The organism is Microbacterium sp. CFH 31415 (assembly GCF_022538185.1).
Lineage (GTDB): Bacteria > Actinomycetota > Actinomycetes > Actinomycetales > Microbacteriaceae > Microbacterium.
In genome coordinates, this window is the sequence record NZ_JAKYXC010000012.1 from 1 (window position 1) to 16,798 (window position 16,798).

Below are 16,798 nucleotides of genomic sequence, written 5' to 3' on the forward strand. Positions count from 1 at the left end.
TTTGTGGTCGGGGGCGCCCGCCCCCTCCCCCCCCCCGGGGGGGGGGGGGCCCGCCCCCCCCCCCCCCCCCCACTGGGTTACCCTGGACGTCGGCGCGTCGCCGTGCGTGCCGGCATCCCCTCTGGAGGCATCCTCTTGTTCAGCGCCATCGCGCGGGTCTTCCGCACACCCGACCTTCGGCGGAAGATCGCATTCACCCTGGCGATCATCGCCCTGTACCGCTTCGGCGCCCACATTCCGGCGCCGTTCGTCGACTTCCCGAACGTGCAGTCCTGTCTGTCCGCCTCGGCCGGCACCCAGGGTCTGCTCTCGCTCGTCAACCTGTTCTCGGGCGGCGCCCTGCTTCAGCTGTCGATCTTCGCGCTCGGCGTCATGCCGTACATCACGGCGACGATCATCGTCCAGCTGCTGCGCGTCGTCATCCCGCACTTCGAGACCCTCTACAAGGAGGGCCAGTCGGGCCAGGCGAAGCTCACCCAGTACACGCGCTACCTCACGATCGCACTTGCACTGCTGCAGTCGACGACCCTCGTGACGGTGGCCCGCAGCGGCCAGCTCTTCGGCACCACGGGCATCCCCGAGTGCGAGCAGCTCCTCACCAACGACGCGTGGTGGGCGCAGCTCCTCATGATCATCACGATGACCGCCGGCACCGGCCTCATCATGTGGTTCGCGGAGCTCGTCACCGAGCGCGGCATCGGCAACGGCATGTCCCTGCTGATCTTCACGTCCATCGCCGCAGCCTTCCCAGCGTCGATGTGGGCCATCTGGCAGTCGCGCGGCTTCGAGGTCTTCCTCCTCGTGCTGGCCGTCGGCATCGTCGTCGTCGCCCTCGTCGTCTTCGTCGAGCAGTCGCAGCGACGCATCCCGGTGCAGTACGCCAAGCGCATGGTCGGCCGTCGCACGTACGGCGGCACGAACACGTACATCCCGATCAAGGTGAACATGGCCGGCGTCGTGCCCGTCATCTTCGCCTCGTCGCTGCTGTACATCCCGGCGCTCATCGCCCAGTTCAACATGCAGCCGAACGCCGACAACGAGATCCCGGGATGGGTCTCGTGGATCCAGCAGTACTTCACCAACGGCGATCACCCGATCTACATGCTGGTGTACTTCCTGCTCATCGTCGGGTTCACCTACTTCTACGTCGCGATCACGTTCAACCCGGTCGAGGTCGCCGACAACATGAAGAAGTACGGCGGGTTCATCCCCGGCATCCGTGCCGGCCGCCCCACCGCCGAGTACCTCGACTACGTGCTCACGCGCATCACGCTGCCCGGCTCGCTGTACCTCGGCTTCATCGCCCTCCTCCCGCTCATCGCCCTCGCGACGGTCGGCGCCAACCAGAACTTCCCGTTCGGCGGCGCCTCGATCCTCATCATCGTCGGCGTCGGCCTCGAGACCGTGAAGCAGATCGACGCTCAGCTGCAGCAGCGCCACTACGAAGGGCTCCTCCGATGACGCGCCTTCTCATCGTGGGGCCCCAGGGGTCGGGCAAGGGAACGCAGGGCGTGCGGATCGCCGAGGCGTTCGGCGTCCCGGCGATCTCGACGGGCGACGTGTTCCGTGCGGCCGTCGCCGAAGGAACTGAGCTCGGATCCCAGGTCAAGGCGATCATCGAGGCGGGCGACCTGGTGTCGGACGAGCTGACGAGTGCGGTCGTGCGCGAGCGTCTCTCGCAGGACGACGCCGAGGTCGGCTTCCTGCTCGACGGCTACCCGCGCAACGTGACGCAGGTCATGCACCTCGACGAGTTCCTCGAGGGGCGCGGCGAAGAGCTCGACGCCGTGATCGAACTCAGCGTCCCGCGTGACGAGAGCATCGCGCGGCTGTCGCTGCGGGCGCAGGAACAGGGTCGCACCGACGACACCGAAGAGGTCATCGCGAACCGTCTGGCGATCTACGAGCGCGAGACGGCGCCGATCCTCGGCGTATACGGCGCGCGCGGGATCGTCGTGCAGATCGACGGCGTCGGCTCGCTCGACGACATCACCGCGCGCATCATCTCGGCGCTCGAGGCCCGTGGCCTCAACCGCTCCGCTGCGGCCTGAGTCCGTGTCCTTCCGCCGCTCGATCTACAAGACGCCCGCCCAGCTGCGCGCGATGGTGGAGCCCGGTCTCATCACCGCAGCCGCGCTGGACTCGGTCCGTGCGCTGATCGCGCCCGGGGTGACGACCGGTGAGCTGGATGCCGCGGCATCCGCTCTCATCACCGCTCGCGGTGCCAAGTCGAACTTCCAGATGGTCCGCGGATACCGCCATACGATCTGCGCGTCGGTCAACGAGCAGGTCGTGCACGGGATCCCGGGTGACCGCGCCCTCGAGCCCGGCGACATCGTCTCGATCGACGCCGGCGCAGAGTTCAAGGGCTGGAACGGCGACTCGGCGTTCACCGTCGTGCTCGACGACGCGTCCCGGCCCGACGTGGTCGCTGAACGGCGGCTGCTGTCGGAGGTGACCGAGGGCTCGCTCTGGGCGGGCATCGCCTCGCTCGCGACGGCCTCGCACATCGGCGAGGTGGGCGGCGCGATCCAGGGTCACATCGAGGCGAACGCGCCTGACGGCGGATACGGGATCCTGCGCGAGTATGTGGGCCACGGCATCGGACGGAAGATGCACGAGGCTCCGTCGGTGTTCAACTACCGCGTGTCGGACCCCGGACCCGAGGTGCGCCCCGGTCTCGTCCTGGCGATCGAGCCCATGGTCGTCATCGGCGATCAGGCGACCTTCGTCGAAGACGACGGCTGGACGGTGTCGACGACGGACGGCACCGCGGGCTCCCATTGGGAACATAGCGTCGCCGTGCACGATGGAGGCATCTGGGTGCTGACTGCACCCGACGGCGGTGCGGCGGGGCTCGCCCCGTTCGGCATCACGCCGGTGGAGATCGCGTAGGAGAGGTCATGGCCGAGGGTTCGCGCAGGGTCAACTGGTTCGCCATCTGGGTGAGCGTCGGAGTGGTCATCGCTCTCGTGCTCGTCGCCGTGCTGGTCGTGAGCCTGAACAACCAGGGCTCGAACCCCGAGCCGGGGCAGACCCCGACCGCGTCGAACATCGACAGCGAGACCGGCGCGATCCTGGTGGGCGAGGGTGAGGACCGCCTCGACACCTACATCGATTTCATGTGCCCGATCTGCAACCAGTTCGAGCAGGTCTTCGGCGCCGAGATCCAGGGGCTCGTCGACGACGGCGCGATCACCCACGGCATCCACCCGATCTCGATCCTCGACGGCCAGTCGCGCGGCACCGAGTTCTCGACCCGGGCGGCGAACGCGATGTACTGCGTGGCGGTGGCGGAGGCCGACGCATCCGTCCCCTTCATGAACGCGATGTTCGTAGGCCAGCCTCAGGAGGGCACGTCGGGTCTCACCGACGACGAGATCCTCGAGATCGCCGCATCGGTCGGCGTGACGGGCATCGACGCGTGCGTGAACGACGGCACCTACGCCGACTACGTGACGGCGATCACGCAGGACACCCCGGTGCAGCCCGGAGCCGGCGGCATCGGCACGCCGACGATCGCGGTGAACGGCGAGGTCATCGCCAACTCGACGCTCCCCGAGCCGGGCCAGCTCTCGACGCTCTTCGAGTAGGCGCTCGGCGGCCCGGGCCCGGTTTGCCGAGGCATCCGATATCACGTATGCTTGATCTTTGGTGCGTTGCGCCTTCATCGGCGTGTCCAAGCACCACCAATCCCATCCACCGCAGACCGACCGGTCTGCAAGAGTGATAGCGAGCGTATGGCGAAGAAAGACGGTGTCATCGAGATCGAGGGCGTCGTGTCCGAGGCTCTTCCGAACGCGATGTTCCGCGTCGAGCTGAGCAATGGGCACAAGGTCCTCGCGACGATCTCCGGCAAGATGCGGCAGAACTACATCCGCATCATCCCCGAGGACCGTGTGGTCGTGGAGCTCAGCCCCTATGACCTCACCCGCGGGCGCATCGTCTACCGCTACCGCTAGACCGGTCGAGAAGTAACGCCCCGCGCTCGCGCGCGCCCGGCGAAGACAGCGAAACAGGAAATCATGAAGGTCAACCCCTCCGTCAAGCCCATCTGCGACCACTGCAAGGTCATCCGCCGCCACGGTCGCGTCATGGTGATCTGCAAGAGCAACCCGCGTCACAAGCAGCGCCAGGGCTGATCGGATGCTGCGCCCCGGCGCAGCCCGATGCTGACAACTGAACACCCGCGTCTCGGACGCGGATACACAAGGCAGGACCAGAACCCGTTCGCGGGGGACACCTCGGGCGGAGGCCCGGGCACCGGCCCTGCTCCACACCTCCACTCACTCCATAGGAGAACCGCATGGCACGTCTTGCCGGCGTTGACATCCCGCGCGACAAGCGCGTGGTGATCGCCCTCACGTACATCTACGGCGTTGGCCGTACCCGCTCGAACGAGATCCTCAAGGCGACGGGGATCGACGAGAACATCCGCGTCAAGGACCTCAGCGACGACCAGCTCATCGCGCTCCGCGACCACATCGAGGCCAACTTCAAGGTCGAGGGCGACCTCCGCCGTGAGGTTGCCGCCGACATCCGCCGCAAGGTCGAGATCGGCTCGTACGAGGGTCTGCGCCACCGCCGCGGCCTTCCGGTGCGCGGTCAGCGCACGAAGACGAACGCTCGCACCCGCAAGGGCCCGAAGCGCACCGTCGCCGGCAAGAAGAAGGCGCGCTAAGGCGCGGCCCCCAGGGTTTAGGAGAGCAAAGCAATGGCACAGGCCAAGACCGCCGCGCGCAAGCCGCGTCGCAAGGAAAAGAAGAACATCGCGCTGGGCCAGGCCCACATCAAGTCGACGTTCAACAACACGATCGTCTCGATCACCGACCCCTCGGGCGCTGTCATCAGCTGGGCCTCGTCGGGTGGCGTGGGCTTCAAGGGCTCGCGCAAGTCGACCCCGTACGCCGCTGGTATGGCCGCCGAGTCGGCTGCCCGCCAGGCGCAGGAGCACGGCGTCAAGAAGGTCGACGTCTTCGTGAAGGGCCCGGGCTCGGGCCGCGAGACCGCGATCCGCTCGCTGCAGGCCGCCGGCCTCGAGGTGGGCTCGATCCAGGACGTGACGCCGCAGGCCCACAACGGCTGCCGTCCGCCCAAGCGCCGCCGCGTCTGATCTTCCGGAGCCGGGGCACCTTGCGGTGCCCCGGCTACCGCACGCTTCCGGCATCCGCCATCTCGATCTGCGGCTGCCCTGAGAAAAACTCAACACCTCTCACCCACCGCACGTGTCATATAGCGGGCACGTGATCGAAAGGAACACATAGTGCTCATCGCACAGCGTCCCACTCTGACCGAGGAGAAGATCGGGGAGTTCCGCAGCCGCTTCGTCATCGAGCCGCTCGAGCCCGGCTTCGGCTACACGATCGGCAACGCGCTGCGTCGCAGCCTCCTGTCGTCCATCCCCGGTGCAGCAGTGACGTCGATCCGCATCGACGGCGTCCTCCACGAGTTCAGCACCATCCCGGGTGTGAAGGAGGATGTCACCGAGATCATCCTCAACATCAAGCAGCTGGTCGTCTCCAGCGAGCGCGACGAGCCCATCACGGCGTACCTTCGCAAGACCGGCGCCGGTGAGGTCACCGCCGCCGACATCTCGGCTCCGGCCGGTGTCGAGGTGCACAACCCCGAGCTCGTCATCGCGACGCTCAACGACACCGCGAAGTTCGAGCTCGAGCTCACCATCGAGCGTGGCCGCGGCTACGTGTCGGCGACCCAGAACCGCAACGAGTACGCCGAGGCCGGCCAGATCCCGGTCGACTCGATCTACTCGCCGGTCCTCAAGGTGAGCTACCGCGTCGACGCCACGCGTGCCGGCGAGCGCACCGACTTCGACAAGCTCGTGCTGGACGTCGAGAGCAAGCCCTCGATCGCCCCGCGCGACGCCGTCGCGTCGGCCGGTCGCACCCTGACGGAGCTCTTCGGCCTGGCCCGCGAGCTCAACGTCGAGGCCGAGGGCATCGAGATCGGCCCGGCGCCGGTCGAGACCGTGCTCTCGAACGAGCTGTCGATGCCGATCGAGGACCTCGACCTCTCGGTCCGCTCGTACAACTGCCTCAAGCGCGAGGGCATCAACACCGTGTCGGAGCTCGTCGCCCTGTCCGAGACGCAGCTCATGAACATCCGCAACTTCGGTCAGAAGTCGGTCGACGAGGTGCGCGACAAGCTCGTCTCGCTCGGCCTGTCGCTGAAGGACTCGGTGCCCGGGTTCGACGGTGCGCACTTCTACGGCGGCTACGACGACGAGACCGTCTGAGTACCGGCACCCGACCGACTTTTCACACTGGAGTAACTGAGAATGCCTAAGCCCACCAAGGGTCCCCGCCTCGGAGGCGGTCCCGCCCACGAGCGCCTGCTGCTTGCGAACCTCGCCGCTGCGCTGTTCACGCACAAGTCGATCAAGACGACCGAGACCAAGGCCAAGCGCCTGCGTCCGCTCGCCGAGCGCCTGATCACGTTCGCCAAGCGCGGTGACCTGCATGCGCGTCGTCGCGTGCTTTCGGTCATCGGTGACAAGGAAGTCGTGCACGTCCTGTTCACCGAGATCGCTCCGCTGGTCGCCGACCGTGAGGGCGGCTACACCCGCATCACGAAGGTCGGCAACCGCAAGGGCGACAACGCGCCCATGGCCGTGATCGAGCTCGTCCTCGAGCCCGTCACGCCGAAGGCGAAGTCGTCGAAGAAGGCTGCAGCCAAGCCCGCCGCTCCGGCCGCGGACGAGGCTCCCGAGGCCGACGAGACCCCCGCCGCCGACGAGGCCGCCGAGGCCGGCGCCGAGTCGCCGGAGGAGGGCGCTGCCGCCGAGGCTGCGGCCGAGGACGCCGTCGAGGCTCCCGCCGAGGAGAAGTCCGAGTAATCGGGCCGCCGGGCCCCGCCGCCCGGCAGGTCGCGCCACGCGCGACCACCCTTGCACCGCGAGACCCGCGTGCCCTTCGGGGCCGCGGGTCTCGCTGCGTCTGCGGGCGGCCGCGGGTGCGTGCGCGCGGGGCCCGGGAGAGCGGACGCGCCCCGCGCGGCTCACTGCGCGATCGGCAGGGGACGGTGCGTGAGCCGCTCGTACAGGCGCAGCTCGCGCTCATACTGGTCTTGCGCGCGCTCGCGTTCCACGGCGTCGACGCTGCGCGCGACCATCTCCGCGAAGACGGTCGCGCCCCCGGCGTCGGGATGGATGGAATCTCCCGCGAGCAGGTCGGTGCGCGAGGAGATGGCCGCGGACCAGTCGGCGACGACGACGCCGGGGTGCGACTTCGCGAAGGCCGCGAGATCGGCGTTCACCCCCGGAATCCAGTCGCGGGGAGCGTAGGCGTTGACCAGGATGAGGTGCCGGTCGGAGCCGGCGATCTCAGCCATGCGGGCGAGGGCGTCCTGATCGACGGGACCGTTCGTGCCGAGAGCGACCACCACGTAGCGACGCAGCTCGCCGCGGGCAGCGAGTCCCTCGAGGATGCCGGGTCCCGCCCAGGTCGAGCGCGACACCTCGGCGTCGACCTGGATGCCGGGGAGTCGCTCGAAGAGCGCCGGCACCGACGCGAGCATCACCGAGTCGCCGACCGCGCTGATCTCGCCGCCGACGACGGGCGTGGGCTGCGGAACGGGCGAGGGCTTCGTGGTGAGGGGCTTGCCGGTCGGCGAGGGGTCGGCGACCACGGGCGCCGGGGTCTCGGAAGCCGCCGTCGCCGTCGGCGTGGGCGTCGCCGTCGAAGTGGGGCGGCGGTTGGCCTCGTCGAGCGCGGCCTGTCCTGCGGCGACGGCGCTCTCGCCCGACGACTCCGTGGGCGCGGCAGCGATCGCCGCCGACGTACCGCCGAGCACGAGCACGCCGGCCGCGACCACGCCGATCGCGCGCAGGCGCCCGCGGCTGCCTGCGCGCACCAGGTCGCGCAGTCGTCGGAGCGACGCGAGGAACCCCAGGCGGCGCACCGGGGTCTCGACGAAGCGGAACGACGCCTCGGCGGCGACCAGCGTGACGGCGAGCACGCCCAGCCCGATCCACATCGGGGCCGTGGTGCCCGACGCCGGCAGAGCTGCGGTGGCGAGCACCAGCAACGGCCAGTGCCACAGATAGATGCCGTACGAGCGGTCGCCGACCCACTTCAGCGGGCGCACGTCGAGGGCAGGACCGAACCACGAACCTGGCCAGACCCCGGCGACGATAGCGAGGGCCGTGAACACGCTCGCCGCCAGGAGCGCACCCGGGAAGGTGGCCGCGTCGTCGCCCGCCGGCAGCGACGCGCAGACGGCGATCCCGGCAAGCGACACGATGCCGAGCCAGCCGGTCACCGTGCGCGCCGCTTTCGACTCGATCCACGACGCCCGGGTCGCCGGCGCCGTGCGCAGCGACGACGGAAGCACGATCGTCCAGCCCGGGGGCGGGGTCACGGCGGGGAGCGGCGCAGCGGCGACCTCGTGCCGCGGCCGAAGCAGCCCGTCGAGGAGGAACGCGAGCGCGACGCCGAGGAGGATCCCGAACGAGTGCGTGTCCGTGCCGAAGTACGCGCGCGTGACGTCGCCGCCGGCGGACACGAGACCGGCCATCCACGCGGCGGAGGCCGCCGCGAGGCCCACAGCGCACGCCGCGCGCACCGCGCCGCGGGGGAGCAGCAGGAACAGCGGCAGCACCAGCGGCCACAGCACGTAGAACTGCTCCTCGACTGCCAGCGACCAGAAGTTGCGGAACAGCTCGGGCGCGCCAGACCCGAAGTAGCCGACGTCGCCGCTGATCGACACCCAGTTGTAGCTGAAGGTCGCCGCGCCGAGCACCTGCTCGCCGAGCCGCAGCAGCACGTCGCCGCCGATCAGCCATGCGATCGACGAGCACACCGTGACGACCAGCGCCATCGCGGGCAGCAGGCGTCGCGCGCGGCGCACCCAGAAGGCCCCTAAGCGGATCCGCCCGGTGCTCTCGTGCTCGCGCAGGAGAAGGCTCGTGATCAGGAAGCCGCTGATGACGAAGAACACATCGACACCGACGAAGCCGCCCGGAAGCAGCGCCGGCGGGAAGAGGTGATAGACGAGCACGAGGGCGACCGCCACCGCACGCAGACCGTCGAGGCCCGCGTAGCGGGATGAAGGTGGTGCGAGCGCGAGGGACGTCATGGGTTTCGTGGGGCGAGATGCCATTCTAAGCCGGGTTCTCGTGCCGTCCGGGAGTATCTGCGCGGGTCCTCTCGACCTCTATCCCACGAACGAACGCGAGCGCTAGTCTGGGCGCAACCTCGGGGCAGCGGGGTACTGGGGATTGCTTCCTGCGCCGGGGGCGGCGCACGAGGGGGACGACGTGTCCGAGCAGGCGACGCCGACGGTGGCACCCACCGAGTGGGTGGGCACACCGCGCGCTCGCCGGCGGGCCGGCCTCTCGATCTACTCGATCCTGCTCATCATGCTGCTCTCGGTGAGCGTGCTCTCGAGCATCGTCGTCGGGGTCATCGGCTACGTCAACGGAACCGAGGCGCTGCGCACCATCGCCTACGAGAAGCTCGTCGAGATCCGCGAGAACCGCGCCCGCGAGGTCACGCAGCTGTTCCGCTCGATCGAGAACGCGGTGCGGCTGAGCGCCATGAACGAGACGAGCCGACAGGCGGCGCGCGCGTTCACGGCCGGCTTCGCGGAGCTGGATCAGCAGGAGACGGATGCCGCGGCATCCGCTCTCGTCGACGAGTACTACCGCGACACGTTCGCCGCCGACCTCGCCGAGGCGACCGGAGAGTCCGTCGACGGCTCGTCGTTCGCGCCGCGCGGGGCGGCGCAGACGTATCTGCAGCACCGGTACGTGATCCCGTACGACGACTGGGAGGACGCGATCCTCACCGCGGATGCGGGTGACGGCAGCGCGTGGTCGCAGGCGCACGCGCGCTACCACCCCTACTATCGCGCGATGACAGAGCTGCAGGACTTCGAAGACGTCCTCATGCTCGACACCGAGGGGAACGTCGTCTACACGGCCTTCAAAGGGGTCGACCTCGGCACGAACCTCTTCGACGGCCCCTACCGGCTGTCGAACCTCGCGGTCGCGTATCGCGAGGTGATGGACCGCAACATCATCGACGACGTCGCGGTCGCCGACTTCGCGCCGTACAGCCCGAGTCTCGCCAATCCCGCGGGGTGGGCGGTCACGCCGATCGCAGACGACGGCGAGGTGATCGGTGCACTCGCCATCGAGCTGCCCATCGATCGGATCAACGAGGTCATGACGGTCGGCGGTGAGTGGGAGATGAACGGCCTCGGCGTGACAGGCGAGACCTACCTCGTCGGACGCGACCTGCTGATGCGCTCGATCTCCCGCCAGCTGCTGGACGATCCCGAGGGGTACGAGCGCACCTCCGTGGCCGCCGGTCTCGCGCCCGCGACGGCGGCGCTCAGCGTGCAGAACGGCAACACGCTCATGCAGCAGACCATCGCGGGCGAAGCCGTCACGCGCGCGCTCGCCGGCGAGCAGGGCACCCTGCTCGAGCGCGACTACCTCGGTCGCGACAGCCTGGTGGCGTTCGCGCCGCTCAACGTCGACGGCCTGAACTGGGTCATCATCGCGCAGGAGACCTCGGCCGAGGCGCTCGTCCCCGTCGAGGACTTCACGCGCAACCTCATCCTGTCGACGGCGGGCATGATCATCTTCGTCTGCCTGCTCTCGCTGGTGCTCGCCCAGGTGTTCGTGCGTCCCCTGCGCCGGCTGAAGGCCGCCGCACAGCGCATCGCCGCGGGCGACGAGGGAGTGCAGGTCGACGCCGGCTCGAGCGATGAGCTCGCCGACGTCGCCCACGCGTTCAACGACATGAGCCGCAGCCTGCAGGTCAAGTCGCAGCTCATCGAGGAGCAGGAGAAGGCGAACGAGCAGCTCATCCTGTCGTTCATGCCCGAGGGCATGGCCGACCGCTACAAGCACGGCGACGACGCGATCACGCAGGACAGCGATGACGTGACGGTCGTCTTCGCCGACATCGTCGGCTTCGAGGAGCTGGCCCTGACGATGTCGTCCGAAGAGGCGGTGACGCGCCTGAACGACCTCGTCCGCTCGTTCGACGAGGCAGCCGAGCGACACGGCGTCGAACGCGTGCGCACCACGCGTCAGAGCTACCTCGCGAGCTGCGGACTGGCCACGCCGCGCGTCGACAACGCGCGTCGTGCCGTCGAGTTCGCCCTCGAGCTCGACTCGATCCTGGAGCGCTACTCGGCGCAGCAGGGCGTGAAGCTCGGCCTGCGCGCGGGTCTGGACGCCGGGCAGGTCACGAGCGGACTGATCGGTCGTGCTCGGGTCGTGTACGACATGTGGGGGGATGCCGTGAACCTCGCGTTCCGCGTGCAGGGAGACTCCGACGAGCCCGGCATCTACGTGACGCAGCGTGTGGCCGACCGCCTCCCCGATTCGATCCCCGTGCAGCCCGCCGGCGACATCCAGACGCAGAGCGGTGCGCAGCGCGTGTGGAAGGTCGAGGCCCCCGTGGTGACGGTGGAGGGGTGAGGCAGCGGTGGCCGACATCGTCTCGCAGCCATGGTTCTGGCCCGCCGTCATCGTCTCGGTGGGGCTTCCGCTCGCCCTCATCGGCCTGACCGAGTTCCACAACGCGCTCGCCCGCCGCGGCAGCCGCGCGGCGCCGATCGTGCTGATGGTGCGCAACTACCTCGTGCCGGTCGCGGGCATCCTCGTGCTCATCAGTCAGCCCGGCGCCTGGCAGGGCGGCGGAACCTGGCCGCGCGTCATCTGGACGGTCTTCGGGCTCCTCGTGATCGTCGTGACCATCAACGCCATCAACCACCTCGTGTTCCACCGGGCCGAGAAGGGCTCGTGGCGCGACCGGTTCCCGACGATCTTCAGCGACCTCATCCGGTTCGTGTTCATCATCCTCGGCATCGCGGCGGTGTTCTGGTGGGTCTGGGACGCCGACGTGGCCGGTGTGTTCGCCGCCCTCGGCATCACCTCGATCGTGGTCGGGCTCGCGCTGCAGAACGCGGTCGGCTCGGTCGTCTCGGGACTCTTCCTCGTCTTCGAGGCGCCCTTCGAGCTGGGCGACTGGATCGAGACCGGCGGCACCCGCGGACAGATCGTCGAGGTCAACTGGCGGGCGATCCACCTCGATACGGGGAACGGCATCGTCGTCATGCCGACAGCGGAACTCGCCGACGGGTCGTTCGCGAATCTCTCGCGCAGTCCCGACCCGTACGCGGCGGTGGTCGAGCTGTCGTTCGGCAGCGACGACCCGCCCGGGCGCGTGCGCGAGGTCCTCGTCGCCGTGGCGCGCGACATCCCGCTGATCGCACCCGACCGCGAGCCGACGGCGACGACGCTGACCGGCGGGCGGTACGCGGTCGCGATCCCCCTGCGCACGCCCGGCGATCGCGACGCCGTCCACGATGCCTTCGCGACGCGCGTCTGGTACGCGGCGAGGCGTGCCGACCTGCACCTGGACGGCGACCTCAGCGACGACTGGCGCACGCCGGCGCACCTGCAGGACGGCCTGAGGAAGATCGCTCCGGCGCTGAGCCTCAAGACGGGAGAGGTCGACGCGCTCGCCGCGCACGCGCGGCTCGAGCGCTACTGCGCGGGCGAGTCCATCCTGCGTCCGGGCGTCGTGCCGACCGAGACCCGCTTCATCCTGGCGGGCAGCGTCATGCTGGGCATCCCGACCGACGACGACGGCTTCGTGCAGATCACGGTCCTCGGGCCCGACGACGCGGTCGGCCTGACGGCGCTCTCGCGCACCCAGACCATCTCGCGGGCCGTCGCGCTGAGCGAGGTCGACGTCGTGGTGGTGCCGGTCTCCGTGCTCGACGAGATCGTGCGGCAGCATCCCGTCGTCGCCCGTGAGATCGTACGGGAGAGCGAGAACCGCGTCCGGCTGGCCCGCACGGCTCTGCAGGCGGCCGGCGGGAACTTCCCGCGCGGGCGGCACGTGCTCGGCTGACCACTCCTCACGGCTGCGCCCCGGCTCCCGTGGTGGCGCAGCCTCCGGACGCCGGCGCCTAAGCTGGGGCCGTGCGGATCCGCCTCGACATCGCCTACGACGGCACGCACTTCCGGGGCTGGGCTCGACAGCCCGGGCTCCGCACGGTGCAGGAGACGCTCGAGAGCGCGCTCGCCCGGGTGCTCGGCGGCGATCCCCGCCTCGTGGTCGCCGGACGAACCGATGCCGGCGTGCACGCAACCGGTCAGGTCGCCCACGTGGACCTCGACGAGGCGCAACGACAGCGCCTGTTCTCCCGGCGTCCGCGCGCCGGCGCCGCCGCCGACCCGGTCGGCATCCTCGCCGCGCGCCTGAGCGGGGTGGTCGGGGCGTACTCCGACGTCGTCGTCAGCCGTTCGGCCCTCGCGCCGGAAGGATTCGACGCCCGCTTCTCGGCCGTCTGGCGTCGCTACGAGTACCGCATCGCCGACAGCGTGTCGGGGTACGACCCGCTCGAGCGCCATCGCACCACCACGGTGCGCGCCGTCCTCGACGGAGAGGCGATGGATGCCGCGGCCCGGTCGCTCATCGGGCTCCACGACTTCGCCGCCTACTGCAAGCCGCGCGAGGAGGCGACGACCATCCGGACGCTGCTCGAGTTCGACTGGCGCCGCGACCGCGACGGCGTGCTCCTGGCCCAGGTCAAGGCTGACGCGTTCTGCCACAGCATGGTGCGCGCGCTCGTCGGCGGCTGCGTGGCGGTGGGGGAGGGCCGCCTCGACCCCGGCGACCTGCTCGAGATCCGCGACGGCCTGGAGCGCGTCCCCGAGGTGAAGGTGCTGGCGGCAAGGGGTCTCACGCTCACCGCGGTCGGGTATCCCGACGACGAGCTGCTGGCGCAGCGCGCGGAGCAGACCCGTGCGCGCCGCGATCGCGAGTGAGCGCGGCCTGGTCGGCGCGCCTGGTCAGGATCGCTGCAACGGGTTGAGCAGGCGGTCTGTCACCGTGACGCCGACGCGCTCCCACCGATCGCCGCCGTTCTCGCTCGCCAGGGTGGCAGCCTCGCGCCCCATGTACAGCAGGGCGTCGAGGTCGTAGCCCACGACGGAGACCGGCGCCCATCCGGCGCTCGCCGAGGGGCGGATGGGCAGCGAGATGTCGACGTCGAGACTCGAGATGCGCTCCAGCACCGTCCGCAGGTGATCTCGGACGGCGGCGTCGCTGCGGGGCAGCAGCACGACCGCCGTGCCCGGTGTCGGCGATGCGACGTCGGCCTCGGCCGGGAAGACCGACCGCACGGTGTCGAGGAACCGCCGGGACAGCTCGCCGAGCACGGTCGCGCCGCCCATCTGACGGATCTCGGCAGCATCGTCCAGCTGCAGGTACACGACCGACCACGGCTCGCCCGACAGTCGAGCACGGGAGAGGCGCTCGGCCGCGGTGAGCTGGAAGCGCTGCCAGCCTGCAGGCGCCTCTGAACTGCGGGCGAACGCGGAGTCGCGCGTCGAGATGCCGATCACTGCGACGAGGGCGCAGGCCGTGTAGGCCAGCATCCCGATCGAGGCGACGAGGCGGACGAGCGCCAGGTCGTCGCCCGTGGTCGCCGGGAAGACGAAGCCCGCGATGCCGTTCGCGGCGCCGGCGGCGAAGAAGGCGAGCGACATGATCGCGAACGGGAGCGCGACCCTATCGCGCCGCGCCGGAACCCGCACCCAGTCGACGAAGAACAGGCCGGCGCACACCGACGCGGCGAAGAACGCCACACGGTATGCAGGGCTGAACCACATCGTGTCGCCGGCGGCGACGAGCAAGGCCGCCGATCCGGCTCCCACCACGGGACCGACCCAGGAGAGAGCCCGCACACCCCAGAACGCGCGGAAGCCCGACCACAGCAGGGCGGGTGCACCCATCAGGACGCCGAGGAAGATGCGGCGGACCATCTCGGCCTCGGCGGCCGCGCCCGCCGCGACGCCGAACGTCGACACCATGGCGAGAGCGAAGGCGAACGACCAGAAGAGTGTGGCGCGCGAGGGTTTGCCGAGGAACGCGATGCCGATCGTGAGCATCGTCGCCAGGGTTGCGATGGCGGCCTGGGCGATGCCGAGACCAACGGCGATGTCGACGTCGTTCACGAGTCTTCCTTCTCTGCGCCCCGCGGAGCGGGCGCGAACCTCGGCAGCCGCACGGTCACCGTCGTGCCCGATCCGAGTTCGCTGTCGATCGCGAGCGTGCCGCCGTGCGCGGTGATGATCTCGCGGGTGATTCCGAGCCCCAGACCGGTTCCGCTCGCCGTGTCCTTTGCGGTGTCGGTGCGGAAGTAGGGCGTCATGATGCTCGGCAGGTCGTCGGGTGAGATGCCGATGCCCGTGTCGGAGACGGTGAGCGTGACCATGTCGCCATCCATGGACCCGGCGACGCGCACATCGCCGTCCCGAGGCGTGTACTTGATCGCATTGCTCACGAGGTTGTCGATCACCTGGCGCATCCGGAACCCGTCCGCTGTCGCGGGCAGCGGCTCGGTCACGTCGAGAGCGATCGTCACGTCGTGGGCGGTGGCGGTGGGGCGGAACGAGTCCACCGAGTCCACGACGATCTGCCTGACGTCGATGTCGTCGTACGACTCCCGACCCTCGAACGCGGTGCGCGACGACTTGAGCATGCTCGACGTCATCTCGAGCACGCGCTCGCTGGCCCGGAGGATGGTCTCGAGGCGCTCGCGGATGCGAGGGCTGAGGTCGGGGTCCTCCAGCGCCAGGTCGGCGTTGCCGATCATCACGGTGAGCGGATGCTTCAGCTCGTGCGAGGCGATGGCCGACAGGCGCTCGCGCTCGCGCTGGGCGTGGGTGATCGCGGTGACGTCGTAGGCGAGAAGCAGCATGCTGGCGTCTTCGCGGTCCAGCCCGCTGAGCCGCTTCGAGCTCACGGAGAGCACGCGCCACTCGCCACCGGCCGTGAACACCCACACGCGGGCGTCGGTGAAGATCTCGCCCCGCGCCGCACGTGCGAGAGGTCGCTCCGAGAGCGGCACCGGCATGCCGCGCAGCCCGGTGTACTCGACGGACTTGGCGGGCTGACTGACGTCCCGCGGATCGAGCCCGTACAGGCGGGCGAAGGCGTCGTTGACCATCAGCAGCGATCCGGACAGCGAGACCCGCGCCACACCCGCATCGACACCGTTGAGGATCTCGTTGGTACGGCGTTCCTGCCCCGAGCGACGGTCGAGCGTCTCGGAGAGGCGGCGCGCCTGACGTTGCAGCACGCGCCGCAGCGCACGCATCTGACGCATCGCGAGGTGGGCGGTGATGCCGATGAATCCGAGCGACAGGAGGACGATGAAGACGCGCAGCGCCGCGTTGCTGTCGGGGTTCGACGTCGAGTCGAGGAGGAGGATGACGCCGATGGTGGCGAGCACCGCGCCCAGCATCGTCGCCGGGAAGTACATCGCCACCCACATGACCGGGAACACCCAGAGGTAGCCGAAGCGCAGTTCCGTGCTGCTGGCCATCAGGCCGATCGCAAGCGTGTCGAGGAACACCACGACCAGGACGGACTCCCGGGGGAGGCGCGCCCACGGGACAGCGAGGGTCGCGACCGTGACGACGATGATCGCGAGGATGCCGACGACGAAGTTCCACACACCGAACAGCGAGGGCCGAAGGGCGACGACGAGCACCCCGATGATGACGACGCTCGCGGCGAGCACGAGCTGGGTCAGCCAGATCGACCGCGTGCGCGTGTCGGGGGCGGAGAGCGTCTGGTCGTCCACAATCGCCGGGGATGCCTTGGAGGCGACTCTCTTGAGCGTCATCGGCGCCGCCCGCCGATCGCCCCGGGCCGGCCTTGCGCATTCCTTGCGCGAACCTTGCGCAAGAAGGAGGCGTACGTCGACCTCGGTCGCAGGACTGCTTGCGGTCGGGAGGGCAGAG

At 69.6% G+C, this 16,798-nt stretch carries 16 protein-coding genes; 13 read left to right on the forward strand and 3 right to left on the reverse strand.

Annotated features, from left to right (window positions below):
- The first annotated feature begins 135 nt into the window (after nt 1-135).
- From secY to rplQ, 10 genes are all read left to right on the forward strand, one after another.
- Complete coding sequence (gene secY / locus MK786_RS13465; RefSeq protein WP_241112753.1) at nt 136-1,461, forward strand: preprotein translocase subunit SecY; 1,326 nt, start codon at nt 136-138, stop codon at nt 1,459-1,461.
- Nucleotides 1,458-2,051 (forward strand): adenylate kinase, encoded by a 594-nt coding sequence (locus MK786_RS13470; protein ID WP_241112754.1) that lies wholly within the window; start codon nt 1,458-1,460, stop codon nt 2,049-2,051. Before secY ends, MK786_RS13470 begins: the two co-directional genes overlap by 4 nt.
- Before the next feature lie 4 nt (nt 2,052-2,055).
- Complete coding sequence (map, locus tag MK786_RS13475; RefSeq protein WP_241112755.1) at nt 2,056-2,895, forward strand: type I methionyl aminopeptidase; 840 nt, start codon at nt 2,056-2,058, stop codon at nt 2,893-2,895.
- A gap of 8 nt (nt 2,896-2,903) precedes the next feature.
- Complete coding sequence (locus tag MK786_RS13480; protein WP_241112756.1) at nt 2,904-3,593, forward strand: thioredoxin domain-containing protein; 690 nt, start codon at nt 2,904-2,906, stop codon at nt 3,591-3,593.
- 147 nt (nt 3,594-3,740) lie between these two features.
- A complete protein-coding gene (gene infA, locus MK786_RS13485) occupies nt 3,741-3,962 on the forward strand; it encodes a translation initiation factor IF-1 (RefSeq protein WP_018171468.1) in 222 nt (73 codons plus the stop codon).
- 63 nt (nt 3,963-4,025) lie between these two features.
- Nucleotides 4,026-4,142 carry a 50S ribosomal protein L36 gene (gene rpmJ, locus MK786_RS13490; protein WP_005050492.1) on the forward strand — a complete coding sequence of 39 codons (117 nt, stop codon included), beginning with the start codon at nt 4,026-4,028 and terminating at the stop codon, nt 4,140-4,142.
- Between the two features lie 164 nt (nt 4,143-4,306).
- Nucleotides 4,307-4,681, forward strand: a complete 375-nt coding sequence (gene rpsM / locus MK786_RS13495) for a 30S ribosomal protein S13 (protein ID WP_241112757.1) — start codon at nt 4,307-4,309, stop codon at nt 4,679-4,681.
- A gap of 33 nt (nt 4,682-4,714) precedes the next feature.
- A complete protein-coding gene (gene rpsK, locus MK786_RS13500) occupies nt 4,715-5,113 on the forward strand; it encodes a 30S ribosomal protein S11 (RefSeq protein ID WP_056117708.1) in 399 nt (132 codons plus the stop codon).
- A 150-nt stretch (nt 5,114-5,263) separates the two neighbouring features.
- Entirely contained in the window at nt 5,264-6,253 is a 990-nt protein-coding gene (locus tag MK786_RS13505) for a DNA-directed RNA polymerase subunit alpha (protein ID WP_241112758.1), read from the forward strand.
- 42 nt (nt 6,254-6,295) lie between these two features.
- Nucleotides 6,296-6,853 carry a 50S ribosomal protein L17 gene (gene rplQ / locus MK786_RS13510; protein WP_241112759.1) on the forward strand — a complete coding sequence of 186 codons (558 nt, stop codon included), beginning with the start codon at nt 6,296-6,298 and terminating at the stop codon, nt 6,851-6,853.
- Nucleotides 6,854-7,014: 161 nt separating this feature from the next.
- Here rplQ and MK786_RS13515 read toward each other — a convergent pair whose 3' ends face one another.
- The gene (locus tag MK786_RS13515; protein WP_241112760.1) at nt 7,015-9,093 is read right to left on the reverse strand and encodes an acyltransferase family protein; all 2,079 of its coding nucleotides are present in this window, start codon (nt 9,091-9,093) and stop codon (nt 7,015-7,017) included.
- Between the two features lie 181 nt (nt 9,094-9,274).
- On the opposite strand from MK786_RS13515, the gene MK786_RS16485 reads away from it, so the two are divergent.
- From MK786_RS16485 to MK786_RS13530, 3 genes are all read left to right on the forward strand, one after another.
- Nucleotides 9,275-11,452 (forward strand): adenylate/guanylate cyclase domain-containing protein, encoded by a 2,178-nt coding sequence (locus tag MK786_RS16485; protein WP_241112761.1) that lies wholly within the window; start codon nt 9,275-9,277, stop codon nt 11,450-11,452.
- 7 nt (nt 11,453-11,459) lie between these two features.
- Nucleotides 11,460-12,893: a mechanosensitive ion channel domain-containing protein gene (locus MK786_RS13525; RefSeq protein ID WP_241112762.1), complete on the forward strand. Its 1,434-nt coding sequence runs from the start codon at nt 11,460-11,462 to the stop codon at nt 12,891-12,893.
- 71 nt (nt 12,894-12,964) lie between these two features.
- On the forward strand, nt 12,965-13,813 hold the full coding sequence (locus MK786_RS13530) for a tRNA pseudouridine(38-40) synthase TruA (protein ID WP_241112763.1): 849 nt from the start codon (nt 12,965-12,967) through the stop codon (nt 13,811-13,813).
- A 24-nt stretch (nt 13,814-13,837) separates the two neighbouring features.
- Here MK786_RS13530 and MK786_RS13535 read toward each other — a convergent pair whose 3' ends face one another.
- Entirely contained in the window at nt 13,838-15,004 is a 1,167-nt protein-coding gene (locus tag MK786_RS13535; RefSeq protein ID WP_241112764.1) for a hypothetical protein, read from the reverse strand.
- Entirely contained in the window at nt 15,001-16,680 is a 1,680-nt protein-coding gene (locus MK786_RS13540; protein ID WP_241112765.1) for a cell wall metabolism sensor histidine kinase WalK, read from the reverse strand. The genes MK786_RS13535 and MK786_RS13540 overlap by 4 nt, the downstream gene beginning before the upstream one ends.
- Nucleotides 16,681-16,798 lie beyond the last annotated feature (118 nt).

Bases quoted from the DNA above. Each gene is read 5' to 3' on its own strand.
- MK786_RS13470 (WP_241112754.1), top strand. From the start codon at position 1,458: ATGACGCGCCTTCTCATCGTGGGGCCCCAGGGGTCGGGCAAGGGAACG.
- MK786_RS13480 (WP_241112756.1), top strand. From the start codon at position 2,904: ATGGCCGAGGGTTCGCGCAGGGTCAACTGGTTCGCCATCTGGGTGAGC.
- infA (WP_018171468.1), top strand. From the start codon at position 3,741: ATGGCGAAGAAAGACGGTGTCATCGAGATCGAGGGCGTCGTGTCCGAG.
- rpmJ (WP_005050492.1), top strand. From the start codon at position 4,026: ATGAAGGTCAACCCCTCCGTCAAGCCCATCTGCGACCACTGCAAGGTC.
- rpsM (WP_241112757.1), top strand. From the start codon at position 4,307: ATGGCACGTCTTGCCGGCGTTGACATCCCGCGCGACAAGCGCGTGGTG.
- rpsK (WP_056117708.1), top strand. From the start codon at position 4,715: ATGGCACAGGCCAAGACCGCCGCGCGCAAGCCGCGTCGCAAGGAAAAG.
- rplQ (WP_241112759.1), top strand. From the start codon at position 6,296: ATGCCTAAGCCCACCAAGGGTCCCCGCCTCGGAGGCGGTCCCGCCCAC.
- MK786_RS13515 (WP_241112760.1), bottom strand. From the start codon at position 9,093: ATGACGTCCCTCGCGCTCGCACCACCTTCATCCCGCTACGCGGGCCTC.
- MK786_RS13540 (WP_241112765.1), bottom strand. From the start codon at position 16,680: ATGACGCTCAAGAGAGTCGCCTCCAAGGCATCCCCGGCGATTGTGGAC.